The 22,234-nt window shown below is 61.4% G+C and carries 21 protein-coding genes and 2 pseudogenes; 10 read left to right on the plus strand and 13 right to left on the minus strand.

Annotated features, from left to right (window positions below):
• A pseudogene (locus tag K0H47_RS31250) lies at positions 1 to 128 on the minus strand (MarR family transcriptional regulator); the annotation flags it as partial.
• 194 nt (positions 129 to 322) lie between these two features.
• Between K0H47_RS31250 and ggt the strand changes: the two are divergent.
• From ggt to K0H47_RS29200, 4 genes are all read left to right on the plus strand, one after another.
• Complete coding sequence (gene ggt, locus K0H47_RS29185) at positions 323 to 2,149, plus strand: gamma-glutamyltransferase (protein WP_219274021.1); 1,827 nt, start codon at positions 323 to 325, stop codon at positions 2,147 to 2,149.
• Positions 2,150 to 2,172: 23 nt separating this feature from the next.
• Positions 2,173 to 2,895, plus strand: coding sequence for a polyphenol oxidase family protein (locus K0H47_RS29190; protein ID WP_087693781.1), 723 nt, complete (start codon positions 2,173 to 2,175; stop codon positions 2,893 to 2,895).
• 159 nt (positions 2,896 to 3,054) lie between these two features.
• On the plus strand, positions 3,055 to 3,378 hold the full coding sequence (locus K0H47_RS29195; protein WP_219274022.1) for a transcriptional regulator: 324 nt from the start codon (positions 3,055 to 3,057) through the stop codon (positions 3,376 to 3,378).
• Positions 3,365 to 3,679 carry a DNA-binding transcriptional regulator gene (locus K0H47_RS29200; RefSeq protein WP_087693783.1) on the plus strand — a complete coding sequence of 105 codons (315 nt, stop codon included), beginning with the start codon at positions 3,365 to 3,367 and terminating at the stop codon, positions 3,677 to 3,679. Before K0H47_RS29195 ends, K0H47_RS29200 begins: the two co-directional genes overlap by 14 nt.
• Positions 3,680 to 3,692: 13 nt before the next feature.
• Here the strand turns inward: K0H47_RS29200 and ddlA are convergent, their stop codons facing one another.
• The 4 genes from ddlA to K0H47_RS29220 are packed head-to-tail and all read right to left on the minus strand — an operon-like array spanning position 3,693 to position 6,287.
• A complete protein-coding gene (gene ddlA, locus K0H47_RS29205; RefSeq protein WP_218264433.1) occupies positions 3,693 to 4,787 on the minus strand; it encodes a D-alanine--D-alanine ligase in 1,095 nt (364 codons plus the stop codon).
• Positions 4,788 to 4,830: 43 nt separating this feature from the next.
• Complete coding sequence (locus tag K0H47_RS29210; RefSeq protein WP_218264434.1) at positions 4,831 to 5,469, minus strand: LysE family transporter; 639 nt, start codon at positions 5,467 to 5,469, stop codon at positions 4,831 to 4,833.
• A 40-nt stretch (positions 5,470 to 5,509) separates the two neighbouring features.
• Complete coding sequence (locus K0H47_RS29215; protein ID WP_010177071.1) at positions 5,510 to 5,725, minus strand: helix-turn-helix transcriptional regulator; 216 nt, start codon at positions 5,723 to 5,725, stop codon at positions 5,510 to 5,512.
• Between the two features lie 7 nt (positions 5,726 to 5,732).
• Entirely contained in the window at positions 5,733 to 6,287 is a 555-nt protein-coding gene (locus K0H47_RS29220; RefSeq protein ID WP_218264435.1) for a DUF2975 domain-containing protein, read from the minus strand.
• A gap of 203 nt (positions 6,288 to 6,490) precedes the next feature.
• On the opposite strand from K0H47_RS29220, the gene K0H47_RS29225 reads away from it, so the two are divergent.
• The gene (locus tag K0H47_RS29225; protein WP_076014932.1) at positions 6,491 to 7,294 is read left to right on the plus strand and encodes an AraC family transcriptional regulator; all 804 of its coding nucleotides are present in this window, start codon (positions 6,491 to 6,493) and stop codon (positions 7,292 to 7,294) included.
• Between the two features lie 122 nt (positions 7,295 to 7,416).
• Here K0H47_RS29225 and K0H47_RS29230 read toward each other — a convergent pair whose 3' ends face one another.
• Positions 7,417 to 8,787, minus strand: coding sequence for an MFS transporter (locus K0H47_RS29230; RefSeq protein WP_093201871.1), 1,371 nt, complete (start codon positions 8,785 to 8,787; stop codon positions 7,417 to 7,419).
• A 121-nt stretch (positions 8,788 to 8,908) separates the two neighbouring features.
• On the opposite strand from K0H47_RS29230, the gene K0H47_RS29235 reads away from it, so the two are divergent.
• Positions 8,909 to 9,793: a LysR family transcriptional regulator gene (locus tag K0H47_RS29235; RefSeq protein ID WP_219274023.1), complete on the plus strand. Its 885-nt coding sequence runs from the start codon at positions 8,909 to 8,911 to the stop codon at positions 9,791 to 9,793.
• Between the two features lie 165 nt (positions 9,794 to 9,958).
• Here K0H47_RS29235 and K0H47_RS29240 read toward each other — a convergent pair whose 3' ends face one another.
• The 4 genes and pseudogenes from K0H47_RS29240 to K0H47_RS29250 form a co-directional block, all read right to left on the minus strand.
• Complete coding sequence (locus tag K0H47_RS29240; RefSeq protein ID WP_063033166.1) at positions 9,959 to 10,534, minus strand: flavin reductase family protein; 576 nt, start codon at positions 10,532 to 10,534, stop codon at positions 9,959 to 9,961.
• A 53-nt stretch (positions 10,535 to 10,587) separates the two neighbouring features.
• Positions 10,588 to 11,019, minus strand: coding sequence for a methyl-accepting chemotaxis protein (locus K0H47_RS31535; RefSeq protein WP_373568931.1), 432 nt, complete (start codon positions 11,017 to 11,019; stop codon positions 10,588 to 10,590).
• Positions 11,020 to 11,127: 108 nt separating this feature from the next.
• A pseudogene (locus K0H47_RS31540) lies at positions 11,128 to 11,904 on the minus strand (PAS domain-containing protein); the annotation flags it as partial.
• A 107-nt stretch (positions 11,905 to 12,011) separates the two neighbouring features.
• Positions 12,012 to 12,344 carry a DUF2790 domain-containing protein gene (locus K0H47_RS29250; protein ID WP_063033168.1) on the minus strand — a complete coding sequence of 111 codons (333 nt, stop codon included), beginning with the start codon at positions 12,342 to 12,344 and terminating at the stop codon, positions 12,012 to 12,014.
• 238 nt (positions 12,345 to 12,582) lie between these two features.
• Here K0H47_RS29250 and K0H47_RS29255 point away from each other — a divergent pair, with 238 nt between their 5' ends.
• The 4 genes from K0H47_RS29255 to K0H47_RS29270 all read left to right on the plus strand — a co-directional run bounded on the left by K0H47_RS29255 (position 12,583) and on the right by K0H47_RS29270 (position 16,552).
• Positions 12,583 to 13,911, plus strand: coding sequence for an OprD family porin (locus K0H47_RS29255; RefSeq protein ID WP_219274024.1), 1,329 nt, complete (start codon positions 12,583 to 12,585; stop codon positions 13,909 to 13,911).
• Positions 13,912 to 14,071: 160 nt separating this feature from the next.
• The gene (locus K0H47_RS29260; protein ID WP_076014925.1) at positions 14,072 to 14,257 is read left to right on the plus strand and encodes a hypothetical protein; all 186 of its coding nucleotides are present in this window, start codon (positions 14,072 to 14,074) and stop codon (positions 14,255 to 14,257) included.
• A 220-nt stretch (positions 14,258 to 14,477) separates the two neighbouring features.
• Positions 14,478 to 15,152: a heavy metal response regulator transcription factor gene (locus K0H47_RS29265; protein ID WP_063033171.1), complete on the plus strand. Its 675-nt coding sequence runs from the start codon at positions 14,478 to 14,480 to the stop codon at positions 15,150 to 15,152.
• On the plus strand, positions 15,149 to 16,552 hold the full coding sequence (locus tag K0H47_RS29270) for a heavy metal sensor histidine kinase (RefSeq protein WP_219274025.1): 1,404 nt from the start codon (positions 15,149 to 15,151) through the stop codon (positions 16,550 to 16,552). The genes K0H47_RS29265 and K0H47_RS29270 overlap by 4 nt, the downstream gene beginning before the upstream one ends.
• A gap of 37 nt (positions 16,553 to 16,589) precedes the next feature.
• Here the strand turns inward: K0H47_RS29270 and K0H47_RS29275 are convergent, their stop codons facing one another.
• Genes K0H47_RS29275 through K0H47_RS29285 form a run of 3 tightly spaced genes read right to left on the minus strand, consistent with a single transcriptional unit; the run spans position 16,590 to position 22,129 of the window.
• Entirely contained in the window at positions 16,590 to 19,751 is a 3,162-nt protein-coding gene (locus K0H47_RS29275; RefSeq protein ID WP_219274026.1) for a CusA/CzcA family heavy metal efflux RND transporter, read from the minus strand.
• 18 nt (positions 19,752 to 19,769) lie between these two features.
• A complete protein-coding gene (locus K0H47_RS29280) occupies positions 19,770 to 20,888 on the minus strand; it encodes an efflux RND transporter periplasmic adaptor subunit (RefSeq protein WP_219274027.1) in 1,119 nt (372 codons plus the stop codon).
• Between the two features lie 17 nt (positions 20,889 to 20,905).
• Complete coding sequence (locus K0H47_RS29285) at positions 20,906 to 22,129, minus strand: TolC family protein (protein ID WP_219274028.1); 1,224 nt, start codon at positions 22,127 to 22,129, stop codon at positions 20,906 to 20,908.
• Positions 22,130 to 22,234 lie beyond the last annotated feature (105 nt).

The following is a 22,234-nucleotide window of genomic DNA, read 5'->3' on the forward strand; positions in this document are numbered from 1 at the left end:
AGCAAGGTGACCAGTTCAGCCGCCGTCAATGCGCCACGCTCGCCGATTTCAACAATCGTGTGCACAGACGACGGTGGATAACGGCTGGCTGCCAACTTCGGCTGCATGAAACCCAGCTCTCGCACCATGAGGCGTGAGGCACAGCGGATCTGATCGATAAGGTCTGGCCTGGAACGGTTCACGTGGAAAACCTCTTGCCCGAATGAAGAGATATAGTTGTATCGCACAACCATATGCAGATCAATCTCCCTTCCCGCAAATCACTGAGGTACATTCCCTCCCCACGGACAACAGATCATTCTCAAATGAACGGAGTCATCGCGTGCTTTCGATTTTCCACCGCCAACGCCTCACCACCCTCTCGCTGATCACCGCCGCCCTCACCCTCGCCGCCTGCCACAGCGCCACCGCGCCTGAACTGCCGCCCGCCCCGGAGCTCGGCTCGGGCTATCGCACCGACATGAGCACCCGCCACGCCGAGCGCCATATGGCCGCCGCCGCCAACCCGCTGGCCGCCGAAGCCGGGCGGGAAATCCTGCGCAAGGGCGGCTCGGCCATCGACGCCGCGATTGCCATGCAGGCCGTACTGACGCTGGTGGAACCGCAGTCGTCCGGGATCGGCGGCGGTGCGTTCATCATGCTGTGGGACGGCAAGCAGGTGCACGCCTACGACGGTCGCGAAACCGCACCGGCGGGCGCTACCGAGCGGTTGTTCCTGAAGGCCGACGGTACGCCGATGGCCTTCCCCGAGGCACAGATTGGCGGGCGGTCCGTGGCAACTCCAGGCGTGTTGCGCGCCTTGGAGATGGCCCACAAAAAGACCGGCCATCTGCAATGGGCGACGCTGTTCGAGCCGGCCATTCGCCTGGCGGAACAGGGCTTCCCGATTTCTGCGCGCTTGCACAGCCTGATTGCCGCCGACCGCTACATCACCCGCTCGCCGGAAATGACCGCGTACTTCCTGAACGCCGACGGCAGCCCGAAGGCCACCGGTACGCTGCTGAAAAACCCGGCGCTGGCCAACGTCTTCAAACGCATCGCCAAGGAAGGGCCGGATGCGCTGTACTACGGCCCGATTGCCGAAGAAATCACCCGCAAGGTGCAGGGCAACAGCAACGCCGGCAGCCTGACGCTGACCGACCTCAAGGGTTACAGCGCGGTTGAGCGGGCGCCGTTGTGCACTGACTACAAGCGCTGGAAAGTCTGCGGCATGCCGCCACCGTCGTCGGGCGGGATTGCTATTGCACAGATCCTCGGCACATTGCAGGCCCTGGAAGCCCGCGACCCGCGCATGGCCCTCGCGCCGTTGAAGCCGGTGAAAACCGATTCCCCGGCAGGCCTGGAGCCGGTGCCCGAAGCGGTGCACCTGATCGCCGAGGCCGACCGCCTGGCCTACGCCGACCGCGCCCAGTACGTGGCCGATTCGGACTACGTGCCGGTGCCGGTTGCTGGGCTGATCGCTCCGAATTACCTGGCCAGCCGCGCTGCGTTGATTGGTGAGCGCAGCATGGGCGTCGCCAAGCCGGGCAAGCCGGCCGGGATTGAAGTGGCCTATGCGCCGGATCGCTCGCCGTTGCGTATTTCCACCTCGCAAGTGGTGGCGGTGGATGACGTGGGTGGCGCGGTGTCGATGACCACTACGGTGGAAGCGGCGTTCGGTTCCCATGTGATGGTCCAGGGCTTTTTGCTGAATAACCAGATGACCGACTTCTCCTTCATCCCCGAAGAGAACGGCCAGCCGGTGGCCAACCGGATCGAGCCGGGCAAGCGCCCGCGTTCGTCCATGGCACCGACCCTGGTGTTTGATCGTCAGAGCGGCGAGCTGGTGGCCACTGTTGGCTCGCCGGGCGGTTCGCAGATCATCGAATATGTGAGCAAATCCCTGGTGGCCATGCTCGACTGGAACCTCGACCCGCAAGCGGCCGTCGGCCTGCCCAACTTTGGCAGCCGCAACGGCGCGACCGAGCTGGAAACCGGTTTATTCAGCGCACCGTTGAAACAGGCGCTGAAGGACAAGGGCCACGCCCTGAGCGAAATCGACATGACCAGCGGCGCCCAGGCGATCGTCCGGGTGCGCGATGCGCAGGGCAAAGCGTCGTTGATCGGCGGGGCTGATCCACGCCGTGAAGGCGAAGCGCTGGGGGATTGAGTTGACTCACTGGAGAGCTGCGCGTGCACAAGGCAAATAACCTCGGCGCCCTGATGGGCGTCGATCATGGATTTTGTTCGATTGACGATCCGTTGCGGCCTGACGAGGTGTTCATCTGCAAGCAGGTGCACAGCGCCACGACCATTGAATGGCGCCCGGAGCTCGCCGCCAATACGGTTGAAGCCGATGGGGTTTTCAGCCGGGATCTGCAGCCGATTGCGGTGATTACCGCCGACTGCCTGCCGCTGCTGATGGCCTCGGAGGACGGGGACTTTGTCGCGGCGATTCATGGCGGCTGGAAGGGACTGCAAGGCGGGATCATCGCCAATGCCATGCAACGGTTTACCGCCGAGGGTGTGGCGCTGGATCAGTTGCGGATTGCGATTGGGCCTTCGATCAAGCCTTGTTGTTATGAGGTGAGTGGCGAGTTTGTGGCGCAGTTGCAGGCGAGTCAGGGGCATTTGTGGCGGGATGGAAATGCGCCGTGGACGTTCGAGCAGCCGGGGCCTTTGTTGGCACCGGAGATTCAGCCGCCAGAACCCAGGCAGGCCTTGAGTGCGTGGTTTGATTTGAGCCGCTATGCGCTGATCTTGCTGGAGGCGGCAGGGATAAAACGTGAGCAGGTTGAGGTAAGCGAAGTGTGTACGTATTGCACCTCACCGGCGTTTGCGAGTTATCGCAGAAGGACCCATGACAGTACGGAGAGGAAGACGTTGTTGTACTCGTGGGTTGCTCGCGCAGTGTAATGGGACGACGCCCACAGCTCTCTTAGCTATTAGCCTTAGAAAATCTGTGGGCTGTCATTTTTTGCGAAACAACGTTTCTTGAATCCCTCTCCATCCGCTGACATTTTCTGGCCCCGCCCCTTCTTGCCAGAGGCTACGTCAAAGACGTAGAATTTTTGCGTGTTAACGATCATCGAGTCACCATTATTCAGCAAGCTATGGCCCGATTACTGGACCGAAGAGGAACGGGGTATTTTTATGGCTTTTCTAGCCAACCACCCCGATTCAGGTACTGTCATTCCAAGTTCTGGTGGTTGCCGAAAAGTACGCTGGAGCTTGGAAGGCCGGGGCAAGAGCAGCTCAGTACGGATCATTTGCACAACGCAATTGGCGTGCGGCGCACTACTAGTTGCCTTGCTGATTTATGGCAAAGGTGCCACCGAGAATATTCCCGCGCATGTCCTCTACAAAATCGCCAAGGAGATGAACCATGCCACTCACTGAGAAACAGCTGAAGGAACGTGACGCCAAGCGCAACATCGGCGAGGAATTGCTGGCTGCCGTTATCGACGTCAAGGAAGCGCGTCATGGTCACGTCCATCACGTCGAAATTACCCAAGCGGCTGAGGCGCGCAGCAAGACCGGGTTGTCACAGCCCAAGTTTGCCGAACTGCTGGGGGTCTCTGTACGAACGCTTCAAGAATGGGAGCAAGGGCGCCGTTCTCCTTCCGGCGCAGCACGTTCCTTGCTGCACATAGCAGCCATCAGGCCAGACGTTTTTCGAGAAGTCCTCAGTAACGCCTGATGGCGTTACTGGTCTACCGGCTAATCTTCAACCCCTTGCGCCCCGCATGCCGCTCCAGCGCCAGCTCGATCAAGCGGCTCACCAGCTCGCTGTAGCTCATGCCAGCCGCCTGCCACAACTTCGGGTACATGCTGATGCGGGTGAACCCAGGCAACGAGTTGATTTCGTTGATCAGCACCTCACCCTCATCCGTCAGAAACACATCCACCCGCGCCAGCCCGGCACAGCCTAGGGTTTCAAACGCTTCGATGGCCAACGCACGAATGCGCTCGCTGGCTTCGACACTGATGTCCGCCGGCACCACCACTTGGGCTGCCTGGTCATCGATGTATTTGCTGTCGTAGGAATAGAACCCGTCGCGCACCACGATCTCGCCGCAGCCGCTGGCGATGGGGTTCTCGTTACCCAGCACAGCACATTCAATTTCCCGGCCTTTTACCGCCGACTCCACCAGCACCTTTTCATCAAACCCAAGTGCCAGCTCTACAGCAGCGTGATATTCAGCCTCGCTGCCCACCTTGCTCACCCCCACGGACGAACCCTGGTTCGCCGGTTTCACGAACATCGGCAATCCGAGTTTCTGTTGCGCTTGGTCGAAGGTGGTACGCGCCGCATTCCTGCGGTTGAGGGTAATGAACGGCGTCACGGCAATCCCGGCATCGCGCAGCAGGCGTTTGCTGATGTCCTTGTCCATGCACACCGCCGAGCCCAGCACGTCGGAGCCGACAAACGGAAGGTCCGCCATGCGCAGCAGGCCTTGCAGGCAGCCGTCTTCGCCGAGGGTGCCGTGGACGATCGGGAAGATCACATCGACGTGTTCCAATGAGACCTGGCTCGAGGTTTCTACCAGTTGCTGGCTGGCCTTGCCCGGCACGACCGCCAGTTCACGATTGGATTGATTGAGGGCGATCAGTGCCGGGTTTTCTTCGTTGAGCAGAAAGCCCGAGGTGTCGTTGAGGTGCCAGTGGCCGGCCTTGTCGATGCCGATCAGGATCGGCTCGAAGCGCGAACGGTCCAGCGCGTCGACGATATTACGCGCCGATTGCAGCGACACTTCATGCTCGGCCGAACGGCCACCAAAAATAATCCCTACCCGCAGCTTGCTCATGATCGGCCTCACGTTTGAAAGTAAGGCTTCTTACCATGAGCCGTCAGCGATTCGCTACCAGCGTGGCCCCGAACAGCACATAACAACCACCGGCGAATCGGTCCAGCCACTTGCGCGAGCGGCTGTAGACGTTGGCCATCCGTTCACTGGAGAACACCAGCGCCACGCACGAATACCAACTGAATGACAAGGTCGCCATGGTGATCACGGCCAGGGTCAGCAGCAGCGGCGACGGTGATGGGGGCATGGTGGACGCAAAGATCGTCGCGACGAACAGCGCCGCTTTGGGGTTGGACAGGTTGCCCAATAAACCCAGGCGCCAAGCGGAAAACAGCGAGCGCCGAGGTTCGTCGGGCAACAGGTTCTGGGCCATGGCCGGTGCCGAGCGCCGGAACAGTTTCAACCCCAGGTAAATCAGGTAGCAGCCACCGATGATCTTGAACGCCAGGTACAACATCGGCGCTGCGGTAAACAATGACTTGATCCCCAAGCCGCCGGCCAGGCCCCACATTACGGTGCCGGTGGCCACGCCAGCGGACGCCACTACGCCATGGCGGCGCGAGCAGCTGGCGGCCAATTGCGCCGTGTTGAAGAAGTTCGGGCCTGGCGTCACGACCGCGACGGTCCAGAGCAAGGCCAGCGACAGAAGAGGCGCGGCGTACGGCAGGCTTGGGACAAGCATCGGTTGATCCATCCTTCAGGGAATTAAAGATCCTTGCCGTTTACAGCTCAGGTTCGGGTTCATGCACCAGCAGGTCGCCCGGCTGACACTCCAGATACTTGCAGATTGCATCCAGGGTCGCCAGCCGTATGCCCTTGACCTTGCCTTGCTTGAGCAATGACAGGTTTTGTTCGGTGATACCAATGGCGGCGGCCAGGTCCTTGGACTTGACCTTGCGCCGGGCGAGCATAACGTCCAACTCAATCACAATAGACATGCTGTTCTCAAACAAACGTACGGTTTTCAGAATCCACTTCACTGGCCTGCCACAGGATGCGCGCGATCACCGAGATGCAGCCGGCGAGAAACAGCGCCACGATGCTGGGCGGGGTAAAACTCAAGGTGAGCAGCCGCTGGCCAACCGGCTCGTTCATCGTGACCCAGACACTGAGCAAGGGCTCACACAGAAAATCCAGCAACACCCACAGTGCCACGGCCCGGCCTACTTTACCCAAGTGCTGCGCGGCGGCGCAGGAAAAATACTCCCCACGAGCATAGTTCTGGAACAGCTGGCGCAAATGATTCAAACCGGACACCAGCGCAATCAAGGGAATGCTGGAGAGCAGGACGCCGCCCAGTGTCTGCCACCAAGGGAACGTCGCAACGATCTCCGCCCGTCCCTCGATCTGTTGACCACTCAGGGCGAAACCAAACCCGAACGAAGCGCTTTGCACCGGGTAAAGCCACGCGGCGGTATTGAGCAGCAGTATGGCGACGATCAACAACAGGGTAAGCAATGCCATGCGCTGGCTGAGCTGGGCAAGACGTTGGGAATTCATGGGTAAGCCTCTCAGAAATTTGAGGCGGAAAAATAAACGATTAATTATCGTAAAACAATCATTTTTTAATGGTTAGCGATACCTGAACACAAAACCGATACTGCCCCCCGAAATTTCAGCAGTGGCACAATCGTTCAAGACCGCAGCAGACAGCCCGGTCACACTGGGGTAACGTATTTGCGTCCCGACCTGCGACTGACACCATGATCAAACCCTCTCTCGACTGGCTGCACCGCGCGCCCCACGCCAGTGGCCTGGAGCGTATCGAGGCGTATTTTGCCGGGTTTGGCTTCGACCCTCATCGCCACGACACCTATGCCATCGGCCGTACCCTGTTCGGGGTGCAGAGTTTTCACTATCGCGGCGGCATGACCCACAGTCTGCCGGGGCGGACCATGGTGATCCATCCCGATGAAGTGCATGACGGCTGGGCCGGCAGCGAGGAAGGTTTCAAATACCGGATGATTTACGTGGAGCCGGCGCTGATCCAGCAAGTGCTCGGTGGCAAGCCGTTACCGTTTATTCCCGGCGGGCTGTCCAGCGACCCGTGGCTGTACCGCGCCAGTGAAGTGTTGCTGCAAAGCCTGGATTGCCCGATTGATCCGTTGCAGGAACAGGACGCAATGTTTGACCTGGCCCAGGCGCTGAACAATGCCTCGGGCATCACGGTCAATCGCAAGACTTTCGACTACCGCGCCGCCGAACGCGCGCGGGAATTTATCCACAGCGCCTTGGGCCGGCCGATCACCCTCGATGAAATGGCGGAGTACGCCAACCGCGACCGCTGGGCGTTGTCGCGGGATTTTCGGTTGTTGTTTGGCACCAGCCCCTATCGCTACCTGACCATGCGCCGCCTGGACCTGGTGCGCAGTTTGTTGGGCCAGGGCCAATCACTGGTGGATGCCGCACTGACCGCCGGCTTTACCGACCAGAGCCACATGACCCGGCAATTCCGCAGCACCTTCGGCATGCCGCCGTCGCGTTGGGTGAAGATGCTCGGGCGCTGAAATCCCCGCCTTGAAATGCGATCAACCTGTGGGAGCTGGCTTGCCTGCGATAGCGGTGGATCAGCTAATAAATGATTGACTGACACTCCGCCATCGCAGGCAAGCCAGCTCCCACAGTTGATTTATGTCGCTGCTGAAATCGCATTCGACTCTAGAGCTCGCTCTTTAAGCGCTAACGCCAACACCGCCCCCGCCAGGGCAATCGCCGCGCTCCACCACAACGCCAGCTCAATCCCGCTCGCCTGCGCCGCGCCCGTCGACCCGCCGGCATTCGCCAGCGACACCAGCAACGCCAACCCCAATGCGCCGCCAATCTGCTGGCTGGTGGACGCCATGCCCGCCGCCACACCCTGCTCTCCCGGGCGGATGCCCAAGCCAGCGGCCACCCACATCGCCGTCCAGGTCATGCCCTGGCCGATGCTCAGGATGAAAATCCCCGGCAGCAACGACCAGAACCCCGCCCCCTTCGGCAACGCCAGGCACACCAGGGCAATGCCCACCGCACCCGCCAACTGGCCGCTGACCAAGGTGGTGCGCAATCCCAGGCGTGCCAACGAACGTTCCGCCAGCCAGATACCGCCGGTGCACACCAGGGTCGCCGGCAAAAATGCCAAGCCCGCCTGCAACACGCTGTAGCCATAGACCTGCTGGTAATACACCGCCAGAAAGTAGTACTGCACGCCAAAGCTGCTCATGAACACCGCCGTCAACACCATGGCCATACGCAACTCGCGATAGCCCAACAACCGCAGCGGCATCAGGGGATCACAGCCCCGGTGTTCGATCCAGGCAAACAACCCGAGCAGCGCCAGCGCCAGGGTCATGCAGCCCAGGGTCGACGGCGCCGCCCAACCCCACTCAGGGCCTTGTACCAGGGAAAACACCAGCAGCGTGCCGCCCACCGTCACGGTCAGCGCGCCGCTGATATCAAAGTTGCGCCCACGGGCCCGCTCGCCATCGGCGGGAATCCAGTAGCGCGCCGCCAGGGCGCAGGCACCCGCCAACGGCACATTCACCAAGAATACCGCCTCCCAGCCCCAGGCCTGGGTCAGCACGCCGCCGAGCAACGCGCCCAATGCCAGGCCCGCCGCCGAGGCCGCGCTCCACACCGCAAATGCACGATTACGCGCCGGCCCTTCGGCGTAATGGGTGTTGATCAGCGCCAGCGTCGCCGGGAACAACAGCGCCCCGCCCACGCCCTGTACCGCCCGGGCCAGCACCAGCAACAAGGCGCTGCCGCCGAGCACCGCCGCCAGGGAAGACAGCGCATACAGAGATTGGCCGAGGATGTACAAGCGCCGCTTGCCCAGCAGGTCTGCGGCGCGACCGCCCAGCAACAGGAAACCGCCGAACGCCACGCTGTAGGCGCTGACCACCCACTGCAATTGCTGGGCAGAAAAACCCAGGTGGCTGCCGATCTGCGGCAGCGCGACAAACACGATGGTCGCGTCGAGGGCGATGATCAGTTGCGCGGTCGCCAGCAGCAACAGCATCCAGCCTGAGGGTCGAGATAAAGACATCACAGCGTCCTGCCAAAAAGTGAGAGACGCCAGTGTCTTTCATGCCCAACAGATGATAAATAGCCTTATCTCTCTTTCAGTAATGACTTTAATCATGGATCTGAACGCTGTTCGCCTGCTGGTGCGCGTCGCCGAAACCCGCAGTTTCACTCGCGCCGCCGGAGACCTGGGGCTGACCCAATCGGGCTTGTCCCGGGCCATTTCCCGGCTGGAAAACCAGCTGGGTGTGCGCCTGCTGCAACGCAACACCCGCAGCGTCAGCCTCACTCCCGACGGCCAGATGCTGTATGAACGCAGCGCGCCGTTGCTCGCTGAACTGGCCGAAGCCGAACGACAGATGCTCGACCGCCGCGCCTCACCCTCGGGTTTGCTGAAGATCAGCACGCCCTCGTTGTTTGGCCGCAAAGTGGTGATGCCGGTGATCGGCGAACTGACTTTGCAATACCCCGAACTGCGTATCGAAGCGGTAATGACCGATCGCCTGGTGGACATCGTCGACGAAGGTTTTGATGCCTTGCTGCGCACCGGCGATATCCAGGACCAACGCCTGATCGCCCGGGCACTGCCGCCGCTGCGCTGGGTCACCGTCGCCTCCCCGGTTTATCTCGCGCGTTTTGGTACGCCGCAAACCGTCGATGAACTCAAGGACCACAACTGCCTGACCGTACGCAACCTGCGCACCAGCCGGCTGGTGGACTGGCAGTTCATGCTGGAGGGCAAGGTGCAGGACGTGAGCGTCGAGGGACGGTTGATCTTTGATATTGGCGATGCGCTGGTGGACGGCGCACTGGGCGGGTTTGGCATCGCCCAAGTGATGGATTTTGCAGTGCGGGAGGACCTGGCGGCCGGGCGCCTGGTGCCCTTGCTGGAGGATTTTGCCGGGCGCAGTCGGGCGATATCCCTGGTGTATCCGCCATCGCGGCAGTACTCACCGAAGTTGATGGCGTTTGCCGAGGCGCTCAGCAAAACCCAGTGGTAACACAACCTTTGTGGAGAGGGAGCTTGCTCCCGCTCAGCTGCACAGCAGTCGTATATCTACCGACCAAGTGTATTGGCAGGAAAGCAATGGGACCGCTTCGCGCTCCAGCGGGAGCAAACTCCCTCGCCACAAACCAGGCTCTACCGGAAGAATTCGGTACTGGGCTTAAAGCTGCCGCCCATCAATGGGCTCACCAATCGTCAGGAAATGCCCGCCCGCCACATGGTGCAAGGTACGCAGCCCATCGTGCCCGTCGAAATGCCAGCGACCGTCGCTGAACACCCGCTCATCCGCCTCGGCCGCCACGACTTCGGCGAGGAACAGATCATAGGTCTGCTGGTTATGCGGCTCCGGCAGCAACCGGCACTCCAGCCACGCCACGCAGCCTTCGAGCATCGGTGCTTCGGTGTGTTCGCCGCTGAAGGTCTGCAAGCCGTACGCCGCGAACTTGTCCGTCTCGCTGCCGGTGGTGTTGCCCACGGTCTGCACGATATCCGCCTGGGCCGCACACGGCACGTTGAGCACGAAGGTGCCGGCGCCTTCCAGCAGGTGCCGGGTCCAGGTGGCCTTGTCGAGTACGACGGCGACTTTGGGCGGTTCGAAATCCAGGGGCATGGCCCAGGCAGCCGCCATGATGTTGCGCTGGCCATTGTGCGCAGCGCTGACCAGCACGGTCGGGCCATGGTTGAGCAAGCGGTAGGCCTTGGACAGTGGGACGGGACGGCGATGGTTAGGGCTCATGGACAAAAGGCTCGGAAAAAAACCTACGATACCTCAAGCATGAGCCCCGGTGACTAGCTGCTCAGCTGATTGGCGAATTGCCCAACGGCGCTGACCACCTTCTGGGCACCGTCCTGAATCTCCACGATCACCGTGCCCGCCTCGGCCGCCAATGCCAGGCCCTGTTCGGCCTGCAGGCGGCCATCGGTCATCAGCGCCACTGCATCGCGGGCCATGTCCTGGTTCTGGCGTACCACGCCGACGATCTCCTCGGTGGCCTTGCTGGTACGCGACGCCAGTTGCCGAACCTCATCGGCCACCACCGCAAAACCACGGCCTTGCTCACCGGCGCGGGCGGCTTCGATGGCGGCGTTGAGCGCCAGCAGGTTGGTCTGCTCGGCGATGCCGCTGATGGTCTTGACGATGCTGCCGATCACCTGGGACTGGGCGTTCAGCGCTTCAATGCCGTCGCCCGCTTGCTGCATGTGCTTGGCCAGGTCGCGCATCACGTCCACCGCCTGGGTGACCACGGTGGTGCCACGCTGGGCGCTGCTGTCGGTTTGCAGCGAGGTGCTGTAAGCGATGCTGGCCGCGTCGGCCACGGCCTGTTCCTGGTTAACCTGGTCGGTGATCACGGTGGCGAACTTGACCACTTTGTACAGCCGCTCATTGGCGTCGAGCACCGGGTTATACGAGGCCTCCAGCCACACCACGCGTCCGTGGCTGTCCACGCGTTTGAAGCGGCCGGCGACGAATTCCCCGGCGTTCAGGCGTTTCCAGAACTGCTGGTACTCGACGCTGTTGGCGTCCTGCGATTCGCAAAATATCCGGTGATGTTTGCCCTGGATCTGCGCCAGGCTGTAGCCCATGCCGTTGAGGAAACGGTCGTTGGCCGTCAGCACATTACCGTTGAGGTCAAACTCGATCACCGCTGTGGAGCGCACCAGCGCGGTGATCAGGTTTTCGTGCTCGCGGGAGGCCTCGATGGTGCGGGTCAGGTCGCTGGAAAACATCGAAATATGCTTGATACGTCCGTCGCTGCTGCGCACCGGTTGAACGATGGAGCGCAACCACGCCTCGTTGCCGTTGCCCCGCGTCAGACGCACCGTACCGGCGAAATGTTCGCCCCGCACCAATGCGTTTTTGAAGCGCAGTTGAAACTCGTCCTGCTTGACGTGCGCCGGCACCAGGTCTTCGATCAAGCGGCCTTCCAGCTGGCTGCCCTGGTAACCCATCTCTTGAAGAAAGATGGCATTGACCGACTCGATACGCCCTTCGGGATCCAGGGTCAGGGTCATCATTTCGCTTTCCAGGCTCTCTCTCACTTGCTGCAGGCTGGACAATTCTTCGCGAAGAGCAGACAGCTCCTGCTTGAGACGGGTGTTGAACATGGAGGCACCGGTGGGCAAGTAAGGACGTGGGTCTGACCTGCATCGGCGCTGCCGGCATTTTCTGAAGAGCGCTTTAGTGCGTTGCTCAACTATATTTTTGCGGCCCCTCAACTGCCGTTGTTACGGCAGATGCCCATGACCTGGTACTGGAGCGTGTTGAGCTTGCCGGTGGAATCTTCATAGGTCATGCGCGACGGTACCGCGTTGCACGAACGGATCGGCGGCGTGACGTTGACCACCTTGGCAATGTCCAGCTTCATGCCGTAGCGATAGTCCTGGACCACGGGCATCGCCTTGCCTTTTTTCGCGGCATAGGCGGCCATGGCTTGCTCGTTGTTTTGCATCATCTGGGCGAAGGTGCGGTCACCGCCGCCTTCCGCCATCGCGCCGACGGAAAAGATCAGGGCCAATGCAGCGACAGTGGTTTTCAGGGTCTTCATGAGGGCGTCCTCGTCTGATTTCATTGATTGAAAGTTCAGAGCAAGAGTAACTAACCAAGCCTGTCGCAAAGTTCACCGAAAGATTACTTATCCGTTATGTCCTGTTGAAATTCCAAAATTGTAATCTGCGCGCCACCTCGTCGTTATCTCGTGTTTGCAACTATCTGCCCGGGCACCACCAAAACAAGAATGCCCCATCGATAAGAAGCTAATAGCTGCCACTACCGAGGAGCGCTACATGAGTACTAACCGTACACTTTCCCTTTCCATGATTGCCGCCCTGGCGGGGCTCACCCCGCTTTCAGGCATGGCCGTGGAAGACAAATCCGAAGGATTTATCGAAGGCAGCACCTTGAACGTGCTGGCCCGCAACTTCTACTTCAACCGGGACGATCGCAAGGGCCAGTCGAGCCCCACCGGCAATGGCTACTCGGAAGCCTGGGCCCAGGGTTTCATCGGCAAGTTCGAGTCCGGATTCACTCAGGGCTCGGTGGGCTTCGGCCTGGACGCGTTTGCGATGTATGGCCTGAAACTCGACTCCAGCACCGGCCGCAGCGGCGGCAAGGGCTCGTTCGGCGTGCTGCCGGTAGACAGCGACAACCAACCCGAGGACGGCTACAGCAAGCTCGGCGGCGCGTTAAAAATGCGCCTGCTGGATACCGTGATCAAGGCCGGTGATGTGTTCCCGCTGACCCCGGTGGTGGCCTACGGTGACTCGCGGGTGTTGCCGGAAAGCTTCCGTGGCGTCACCGCACAAAACACCAGCATTGAAGGCCTGAGCCTGCAAGGCGGACACCTGAGCGGCATGAGCCAGCCCACCCAAAGCGGCATGGATAAAGGCTTTGCGACGTTTTATGCGGGCAAGGTGGATTCACCCTGGATCGGCTATGCCGGTGGTGACTACCAGGTGAACAAACACCTCAGCGTCAGCCTGTACACCAGCCGCCTGAAGGATGCCTGGGACCAGTACTACTTCGGCAGCGCCGCCAGCTACCCGCTGAACGATGAGGTTTCGCTGTTTGGCGACTTCAACTATTACAAGGCGGTGGACGAGGGCAAGAAACGCCTGGGCGAGTTCGATAACAACATCTGGAGTGCCAGGATCGGAGTCAAGGTGGGCGCCCACAGCCTGGCCTTGTCCCACCAGCGCAACAACGGTGATGACGACTTTGACTACCTGCGCATGTCCGACTCGATCTTCCTCAACAACTCGATCCAGTACAGCGACTTCAACTCGCCCAAGGAACGCTCGTGGATGCTCGCCTATAACCTCGACATGCAGGCCTTCGGCATTCCCGGGCTGACCTTCATGACCCGCTACGGCAAAGGCACCGGCGCCGACTACAGCAACGCCAACGCGGTGTACATGCGCCGTGACGCGGCCGGCGATCCGTTGACCGACCAACGCCGCTGGGAGCGGGATATCGAGGCCAAGTACGTGGTGCAGGGCGGCAACTTGAAAGACCTGTCGCTGCGATTGCGCCAGGCGACGGTTCGTTCAAGTGCCTTTGAGTCGGATTTGGAAGAAGTTCGGCTGATTGTCGAATATCCGTTGGCGATTCTCTAAATGATCACAACGGCAGGTGCTTACATTCATTTGCCGTTGACTAACATCTGTTCACAATTTGAAGCCTGTCAGAACTGTAATATGCGCCTCACCTTCTCGTTAAGTTGCGCTTCTTATACTGGCTACAACTAACGGCACACGCCTTATTTGGAGAACAGTCATGAAGCCCTCTCACTTGTTATTGATCAGTTTTCTCGGCGCCACTTCCAGCCTCGCATTGGCCGACGACGGTGCCGACCGTTCCCGGCAGTTCCTCGCCGAGTTCCGCCAGCAACAGCAGCAGGTCCACGGCGAACAGTCTGTGGCCGAGACCGCGCCCGCCGACGCACAGAAGCAGTCGATCTGAACGGCGCACACCGAGCACATTCATCTCTGAAGCTTTTGTGTAGCTCCTTTGGAAAGAGATGAATTTTTTACGCCCCGCATGGGGCGTTTTTTTTGCCTGCCGGTTTTGCAGCGCAACAACCAGTCACAAACTGCCCGGTTGACCCTGTAGCTACTTCAGCCTTCAGGCTTCGGAAAATCCGAATCACAGTCTCTCTCTATCAATAAAAGGTAAATCCCCCATGCGTATCCTTGTGGTTGAGGACGAGCAAAAAACCGCCGCCTACCTGCAGCAGGGCCTGACCGAAAGCGGTTACGTGGTCGACTGTGCAGCCAGCGGCGTGGACGGCCTGCACCTGGCCGCGCAACACGCCTATGAACTGGTGATTCTCGACGTCAATCTGCCAGCCAAGGATGGCTGGGAAGTGCTTGAGCAATTGCGCCGCGACAGCAGCCAGCGGGTGATGATGCTGACGGCCCGTGGCCGGTTGGCCGACAAGATCAAGGGCCTGGACATGGGCGCCGATGATTACCTGGTCAAACCCTTCGAGTTTCCCGAGTTGCTGGCCCGGGTGCGCACCCTGCTGCGTCGCAGTGAGCACATACCGGTGCCGGAAGTGTTCCAGGTGTCGGACCTGGAGCTGGACCCACGCCGCCACCGCGCATACCGCGGCAACCGACGTATCGACCTGACCACCAAGGAATTCGCGCTGCTGCATGTGCTGATGCGTCAGTCCGGCGAAGTACTGACCCGCACGCAGATTATTTCCCTGGTCTGGGACATGAATTTCGACTGCGACACCAACGTGGTGGAAGTCTCCATCAGCCGCTTGCGGGCCAAGGTCGATGACCAGAGCGACGTCAAGCTGATCCATACCATTCGCGGCGTGGGTTATGTGCTGGAGGCTCGCCAATGAAAGCCAGCAGCCTGTCGATGCGCCTGGGGCTGACGGTGAGCCTGATGGGCGCCGGCCTGGTGGTGTTGCTCGCGACCTTGGCGTACCTGGCCCTGACTCACGAGCTGGAGAAACTGGCGCGCAAGGGCCTGGAAAGCAAAATGGAACAGATCCAGCACAGCCTCGCCCTCGGCCTGGACACCCGCGACATCCGCGCCCGCCCGCACTCGCTGATGGACCTGGTGATGGGGCACGATAATTTTTACCTGACCATCGTTGGCACCGCGCCCGATGAAGTGGTGCTGCTCAGTGTCGGCGCCAAGCCACAGGAACCGTTGCTGACCGACTTCGCCCCGTCCCAAAACCTCGGTTACCTGAACTGGGATGACACCAATGGTAATCAAGTGCTGAGTGCCTCCAGCCTGATGCGCCTGGCCAGCGGTGAACGCGTGCGGGTCCTGTTATCGCTGGATCGCCGGGACGATCAGGCGCTGCTCAGTGCGTACCTGCGTTCCACCGTGATCGCCCTGCCGCTGCTGTTGCTGCTGATCGGCATCGGCGCCTGGTGGGTGGTGCAACGCGGGCTGGCGCCGCTGCAGCAGTTCAGCCGCGTCGCCGCAAAAGTCACCACGCAGGACATGACCCACCGCCTGGCTGTGGATAACTTGCCCAAGGAGCTGGGCGAGTTGGCGCAAGGCATCAACTTCATGTTGCAGCGCCTGGACGGCGGCGTGCAGCAGCTGTCGCAGTTCTCCGATGACCTGGCCCATGAGCTGCGCGCGCCGCTGACCAACTTGATGGGCAAGGCCCAGGTGACGTTGTCCCGGGAGCGCCCGCCGCAGGAGTACAAAGCGGTGCTGGAATCCAGCACTGAAGAGATGGAGCGCTTGGCGCGGATCGTCTCCGACATGCTGTTCCTGGCACAGGTCAGCCACCCTACGGCGCGGGTTTCGTTTGCGCCGGTGTCCCTGGCCGATGAAGCGCGCCGGGTGATGGAGCTGTTTGCCTTGAGTGCCGAAGACAAGCAATTGACCCTGAGCCTCGACGGCGATGCGTCCGTGCATGGCGACCGCTTGATGATTCAGCGGGCGATTTCCAATTTGCTGTCCAATGCCATCCGTCATACACCCCACGCCTCCGCGGTTTCGGTGCGGGTGGAAACCCACGGGCAGCAAGTGTCGCTGTCGGTGGGCAACCCCGGCCCCGGGATTGAAGCGCAACACCTGCCGAACCTGTTCGAACGCTTCTACCGCGTCGACAGCAGCCGCGCTCGCTCCGAAGGGGGGACCGGGCTGGGGCTGGCCATCGTGCGGTCGATCATGACCCTGCATCAAGGCCGGGCAGAAGTCAGCAGCGAGCCCGGAGATTTCACTGTGTTTCGGTTGGTGTTTCCCCTTCATGCCAACGCTATCTGTCAATAAACCATTGTGGCGAGGGAGCTTGCTCCCTCGCCACAGGTTATTGGTCAGGCATCAGGCGGTCTTCCTGCTCTTCACGCCGATGCGCCCAGTGATACAGCGCCGGCAATACCAGCAGGGTAAGCAGCGTCGACGAAATGATCCCGCCTATCACCACCGTCGCCAACGGGCGCTGCACTTCAGCGCCGGTGCCGGTGGCGAGGGCCATGGGGATAAACCCGAGCGACGCCACCAGTGCCGTCATCAACACCGGGCGCAAGCGCGTCAGGGCGCCTTCGTTGATCGCCGCCGACAGTGAACGCCCTTCCTCCCGCAGGCTACGGATGAACGCAATCATCACCAGTCCGTTAAGCACCGCCACCCCCGACAGCGCAATAAAGCCCACCCCCGCCGAGATCGACAGCGGAATATCCCGCAGCCACAGCGCCATGATTCCGCCGGTCAATGCGAAGGGAATCCCGGTGAACACCAGCAGCCCGTCCTTGAGGTTGTTGAACATCATGAACAACAGCCCGAACACCAGCAGCAACGCCACCGGCACCACGATGCGCAGGCGCTCGGAGGCTTCCTTCAACTGCTCGAACTGGCCGCCCCAACTGGTCCAGTAGCCCGCAGGGATTTTCACCTGGGTGCCGATAGCCGTCCCGGCTTCTTCAACAAACGAACCGATATCCCGCCCACGCACGTTGGCGCTGACGATCACCAGGCGCTTGCCGTTTTCGCGGCTGATCTGGTTGGGGCCGAGCACCAGGTCCAGGCTGGCGACTTCCGACAGCGCGATAAACCCCAACTGCCCTGCCGCGCTATTCGCCAGCGCCGGAATCGGGATCAGCAACCGCGACAGGCCTTCGATATCGGTACGCAGGGCGTCGGACAAACGCACCACCATGTCGAAACGCCGGTCGCCTTCGTACATCGTCCCGGCCTGCCGCCCACCCACGGCGACGGCAATCGTGTCTTGCACATCCCCCACATTCAGGCCAAAACGCGCGGCCTTGTCGCGGTCGATATTGATGGTCAGCACCGGCAAGCCGGAGGTCTGTTCCACCTTCACTTCCGAGGCGCCCTTGAGGGTTTGCAAGGTCTCGGCGATTTCCCCGGCGGTCTTGTTGAGCACCGCCATGTCGTCACCAAACACCTTCACCGCCACGTCGCTGCGCACCCCGGAAATCAGCTCGTTGAAGCGCAGCTGGATCGGTTGCGACAGTTCATACACGCTGCCCGGCACAATCGCACTGGCGCGCTGGATGTCAGCGATGATCGCCTCGCGGGACTTCTTCGGGTCGGGCCACTGGTCCTTCGGCTTGAGCATCACGTAGCTGTCGGAGATGTTCGGTGGCATCGGGTCGGAGGCGATTTCCGCGGTGCCGGTGCGGGCGAATACCCGCTCGATTTCCGGCACCTCGGCCATCAAGGTTTTTTCCAGTTGCTGCTGCATGTGCACCGACTGCGTGAGGCTGGTGCCCGGAACACGCATGGCCTGCAGGGCAAAGTCGCCCTCGCTCAGGCTGGGGATAAATTCGCTGCCCATGCGACTGGCCACCGCCCCCGACACCACGATGGTCAGCACCGCCAGGCCGAACACCAACGGGCGGCGCGCCATCACCCAATCCAGCACCGGCGCGTAGACGCGACGTGCGGTGCGCATCACCAGGTTTTCTTCTTCCTTGACCTTACCGGTGACGAACAGCGCAATCGCTGCCGGTACGAAGGTCACGGACAAAATCATCGCCCCCAGCAGCGCGATCACCACGGTGAACGCCATCGGGTGGAACATCTTCCCGGCCACCCCGGTGAGGGCGAAGATCGGCAGGTACACCACCATGATGATCAGTTGCCCGAAGATCAGCGCGCGCCGCGCTTCCTTGGCCGCCGCGAACACTTCATGCAGGCGCTCGCTGCGGGTCAACAATCGCCCGTAGCGCTGCTGGGCATGGGCCAGGCGGCGGATGGCGTTCTCGACGATCACCACCGCTCCATCGACGATAATCCCGAAATCCAACGCGCCGAGGCTCATCAGGTTGGCGCTGACCTTGTTGGTAAACATCCCGGTAAAGGTGAACAACATCGCCAGGGGAATCACCATCGCGGTGATCAGTGCGGCGCGGATATTACCCAGGAACAGGAACAGCACTGCCACCACTAGCAGTGCCCCTTCGAAGAGGTTTTTCTTCACGGTGCTGATGGCTTTTTCCACCAGGTTGGTACGGTCGTAGACGGTGACGGCGACCACACCTTCAGGCAGCGAACGGTTGATCTCTTCGAGTTTTTTCGCGACCGCCTGGGACACGGCGCGGCTGTTTTCACCGATCAGCATGAACACCGTGCCCAGCACCACTTCGCGGCCATTTTCCGTGGCGGCACCGGTACGCAGCTCGCGGCCAATGTCGACCTGAGCGACGTTGCGCACCCGAATCGGCGTACCGTCGGAGGTGGTGATCACGATGTTGGCGATGTCGTCGATGGACGCGACTTGCCCCGGCGCACGGATCAGCAATTGCTCGCCGCTACGCTCGATGTACCCGGCGCCGACGTTGGCATTGTTGCGCTCCAGCGCCGTGACCAGGTCGCCCAAGGTCAGGTTGTAAGCCGCCAGGCGCTTGGGGTCCGGGGCGATCTGGTATTCCTTGGCAAAGCCGCCGATGGTATTGATCTCGGCCACGCCCGGCACGTTGCGCAGTTGCGGCTTGATGATCCAGTCCTGGATCACCCGCAGGTCGGTCGGCGTGTAGGCGGAGCCGTCCTCCTTGCGCGCGCCGTCTTTCGCCTCCACGGTCCACAGGAAAATTTCCCCGAGCCCGGTGGAAACCGGCCCCATCATGGTTTCGATGCCATCGGGCAATTGCTCGCGCGCCACCTGCAAGCGTTCGTTGACCAATTGGCGGGCGAAGAACAGATCAGTGCCATCCTTGAAAATCACCGTGACCTGGGACAAGCCCGAGCGCGACAGCGAGCGTGTCTGCTGCAAGCCCGGCAGCCCGGCCATCGCGGTTTCGATGGGAAAGGTGATGCGCTGCTCGGTTTCCAGCGGCGAAAACCCCGCCGCCGCCGAGTTGATCTGCACCTGGACGTTGGTGATATCCGGCACCGCGTCGATGGGCAATTTCTGATAACTGGCGATGCCGACACCGGCCATCAACAGCACCGCCAGCAACACGATGATGCGCTGCTCGATGGCAAATTGGATAAGGCGCTCAAACATGGGAAATCACTCGCAGGGTCAATGGGCGTGCTCGGCCGAGGCCTTGCCCAACTCGGACTTGAGGATGAAGCTGCCGACGGTGGCCACCTGCGCACCGGCGTCGAGGCCCTGGCGGACTTCGACGAAACCGTTTTCGCTGACGCCCAGTTCGATATGCCGGGTCATGAAGCCGTCGCCGGTGCGCACGAACACCGAGGGTTTGTCTTCGACGGTCTGGATCGCTTCCTGCGGGACCGTGACCTTGGCCTGGTAAGTGTCGGTGGCAACCTGCACGGAGACGAACAGCCCTGGACGCCACGAAGCGTCAGGGTTCGGTACCGTGACGCGCACGGTGGCCGTGCGGGTTTGCTCCCCCAGCAAGTTGCCGACATAGGCCACGGTGCCGAGCACTTCGGTGCCCATTTCCGAGGAGGTGACCTTCACCGGTTTGCCGACTCGGACTTTGTTCAAATCCTTGGGGAACACGCCGAAGGTGACCCACACCTGGGACAGGTCCGAGAGGGTGAAGGCGTTGCTGGTCTCGCTCACCACTTCGCCGACACCCAGGTGTTTTTCCACCACCACACCATCAAACGGCGCACGCAATTCGTAGCGATTGCCGCCGACCAATACGGCGCTGCCGCTCAGGGCGCTCATCTTTTGCCGGGCATTGTTCAGGGCGATTTCGGCCTCTTGCAGCGCCTGGCGCGCCAGCAGGTAATCCTGTTCGGCGGAGATCTTGTCCTGCCATAACTGGCGCTCGCGCTGAAAGGTGGTGCGGGCCAGCACAACCCGGCGTTCGCTGGCCGCCAGTTCACTGCGCTGATCGGAAATCTGCTGGCTGGCGATCACCGCCAACAGCTCGCCCTTCTTTACCGATTGGCCGAGGTTGACCTTCACCGACTCCACTACGCCAGCAGCACGCGGGACGATGTGGGAGGTGCGGTCCTCGTCGAAACGCACCTCGCCTGGCAGTGAAAGCACGGTGCTGATCTGCCGGGATTGCGCCGGAGCGAGTTGAATGCCGGCGGCCTGGATCTGCTGTTCGGTCAGTTCGAGCTTGCCTTCTTCTTCCGCCTCAGCCGCCATGCTGGTGGCCGGCCACGCCAGCATCAGCCCCAGCGCGATGGCCAGCGCCTTACTTTGTGTGTTGTTCATGGAATGCTCCTGGAAATTCAAAACCGGGCGAGGTCGCCGTAAATCCGTTCGATACGCACCCAGGCGTCAGTGGCCTGGGCGGTCGCCGCGAGGTATTGGGTGCGGGCCGCAATCAAGGTGCGCTGGGCGTCGAGCACGTCGAGGAAGTTGAACTTGCCCATCTCGAAGCCACGGGTGGCGCTGTCCACCGCGCTTTGGGCGGCGGGCAGGATCTGTTGGTTGAACGAACGCACTTCGGTATTCGCGGTTTGCCAAAGGTCCAGGGCCTGGCGGGTTTCGGTGCGCAGGCGCAGTTCGGCGGCGTTGCGCAGGTCGCGGGCCTGGTCGGCACGGCGACTGGCAGCGAGCACGTTGCCCTGGTTGCGGTTGAATAGCGGGATTGGCATCGACACACCCACCACGTTGACCCGCTCACGCACGCTGGCGTCGTATTGGCTGCCGATGGACACATCGAGATCGGGAATGCGCTGGGCCTTTTCCAGGCCAAGGGCTGCCTCGCCCTGGACGATTTGCAGCTCGGCCAGGCGCAGTTCGACGGTTTGCTCCAGGCGCCCGAGCAACTGCGCGGTCGGCGGTAAAGCAGGTGCCGCCTGGGCTTGGGGGGCGACCGCCTGGAAGTCGGTACTGGCCGCGCCGGTACTGGCCGCGAGGCGGCGATAGGCGTCGGTCAGGCCCATCTGCGCGCGGTTGAATTCGAGGCGAATTTCCGAGAGCTGCACCTGGGCGCGGGTGGCTTCCACTGGCGACGATTTGCCGGCAGTGACACGACCGTTGGCAACCACCAGGCCGCGCTCGGCCAATGCCAATGAGCGCTGGGCCAGGTCGAGGCGTTCCTGGGCCCGAAGCGCGCCGTAGTAACCGTCGATAACATCCGCCCGCAGCCCGTTGCGGCGCTGCTCCAGGGTCAGTGCCGCGGCTTCCTGGGCGCGGGTGGCGACATCAATCCGGGCGCCGCGCTTGCCACCCAGTTCCAGGGTCTGGCTCAGTTTGACGGTGGTGGTGCGCGAGTTGCGGCGGGTGTCTTCGGCATCCCAAGAGGCGACCGGGTTCGGGATCAAACCGGCCTGTTGGCGACCGCCCTGGGCGATGTCGATTTCCCACTGTGCAGCGGCCATATCCGGGTTGTTGGCGAAGGCGGTTTGCAGGGCCGATTCCAGGGTCAAGGTTTGCGCATTGACGCCCTGAACCGTCATCAGCAACAGAACGGCGGGCCCAATGAACGTGCTTATAAAAGTTGGCATAACCAGAGTTCCATGCCCATGAATTAACAGGTGGGCAATGTAACTTTCAGTACTTATCAGAGGAGTGGCCAGAACATTACAAATCCGTTAGCAACGGCTCTACCA

Source organism: Pseudomonas sp. Xaverov 83, assembly GCF_019352905.1.
GTDB lineage: Bacteria > Pseudomonadota > Gammaproteobacteria > Pseudomonadales > Pseudomonadaceae > Aquipseudomonas > Aquipseudomonas yamanorum.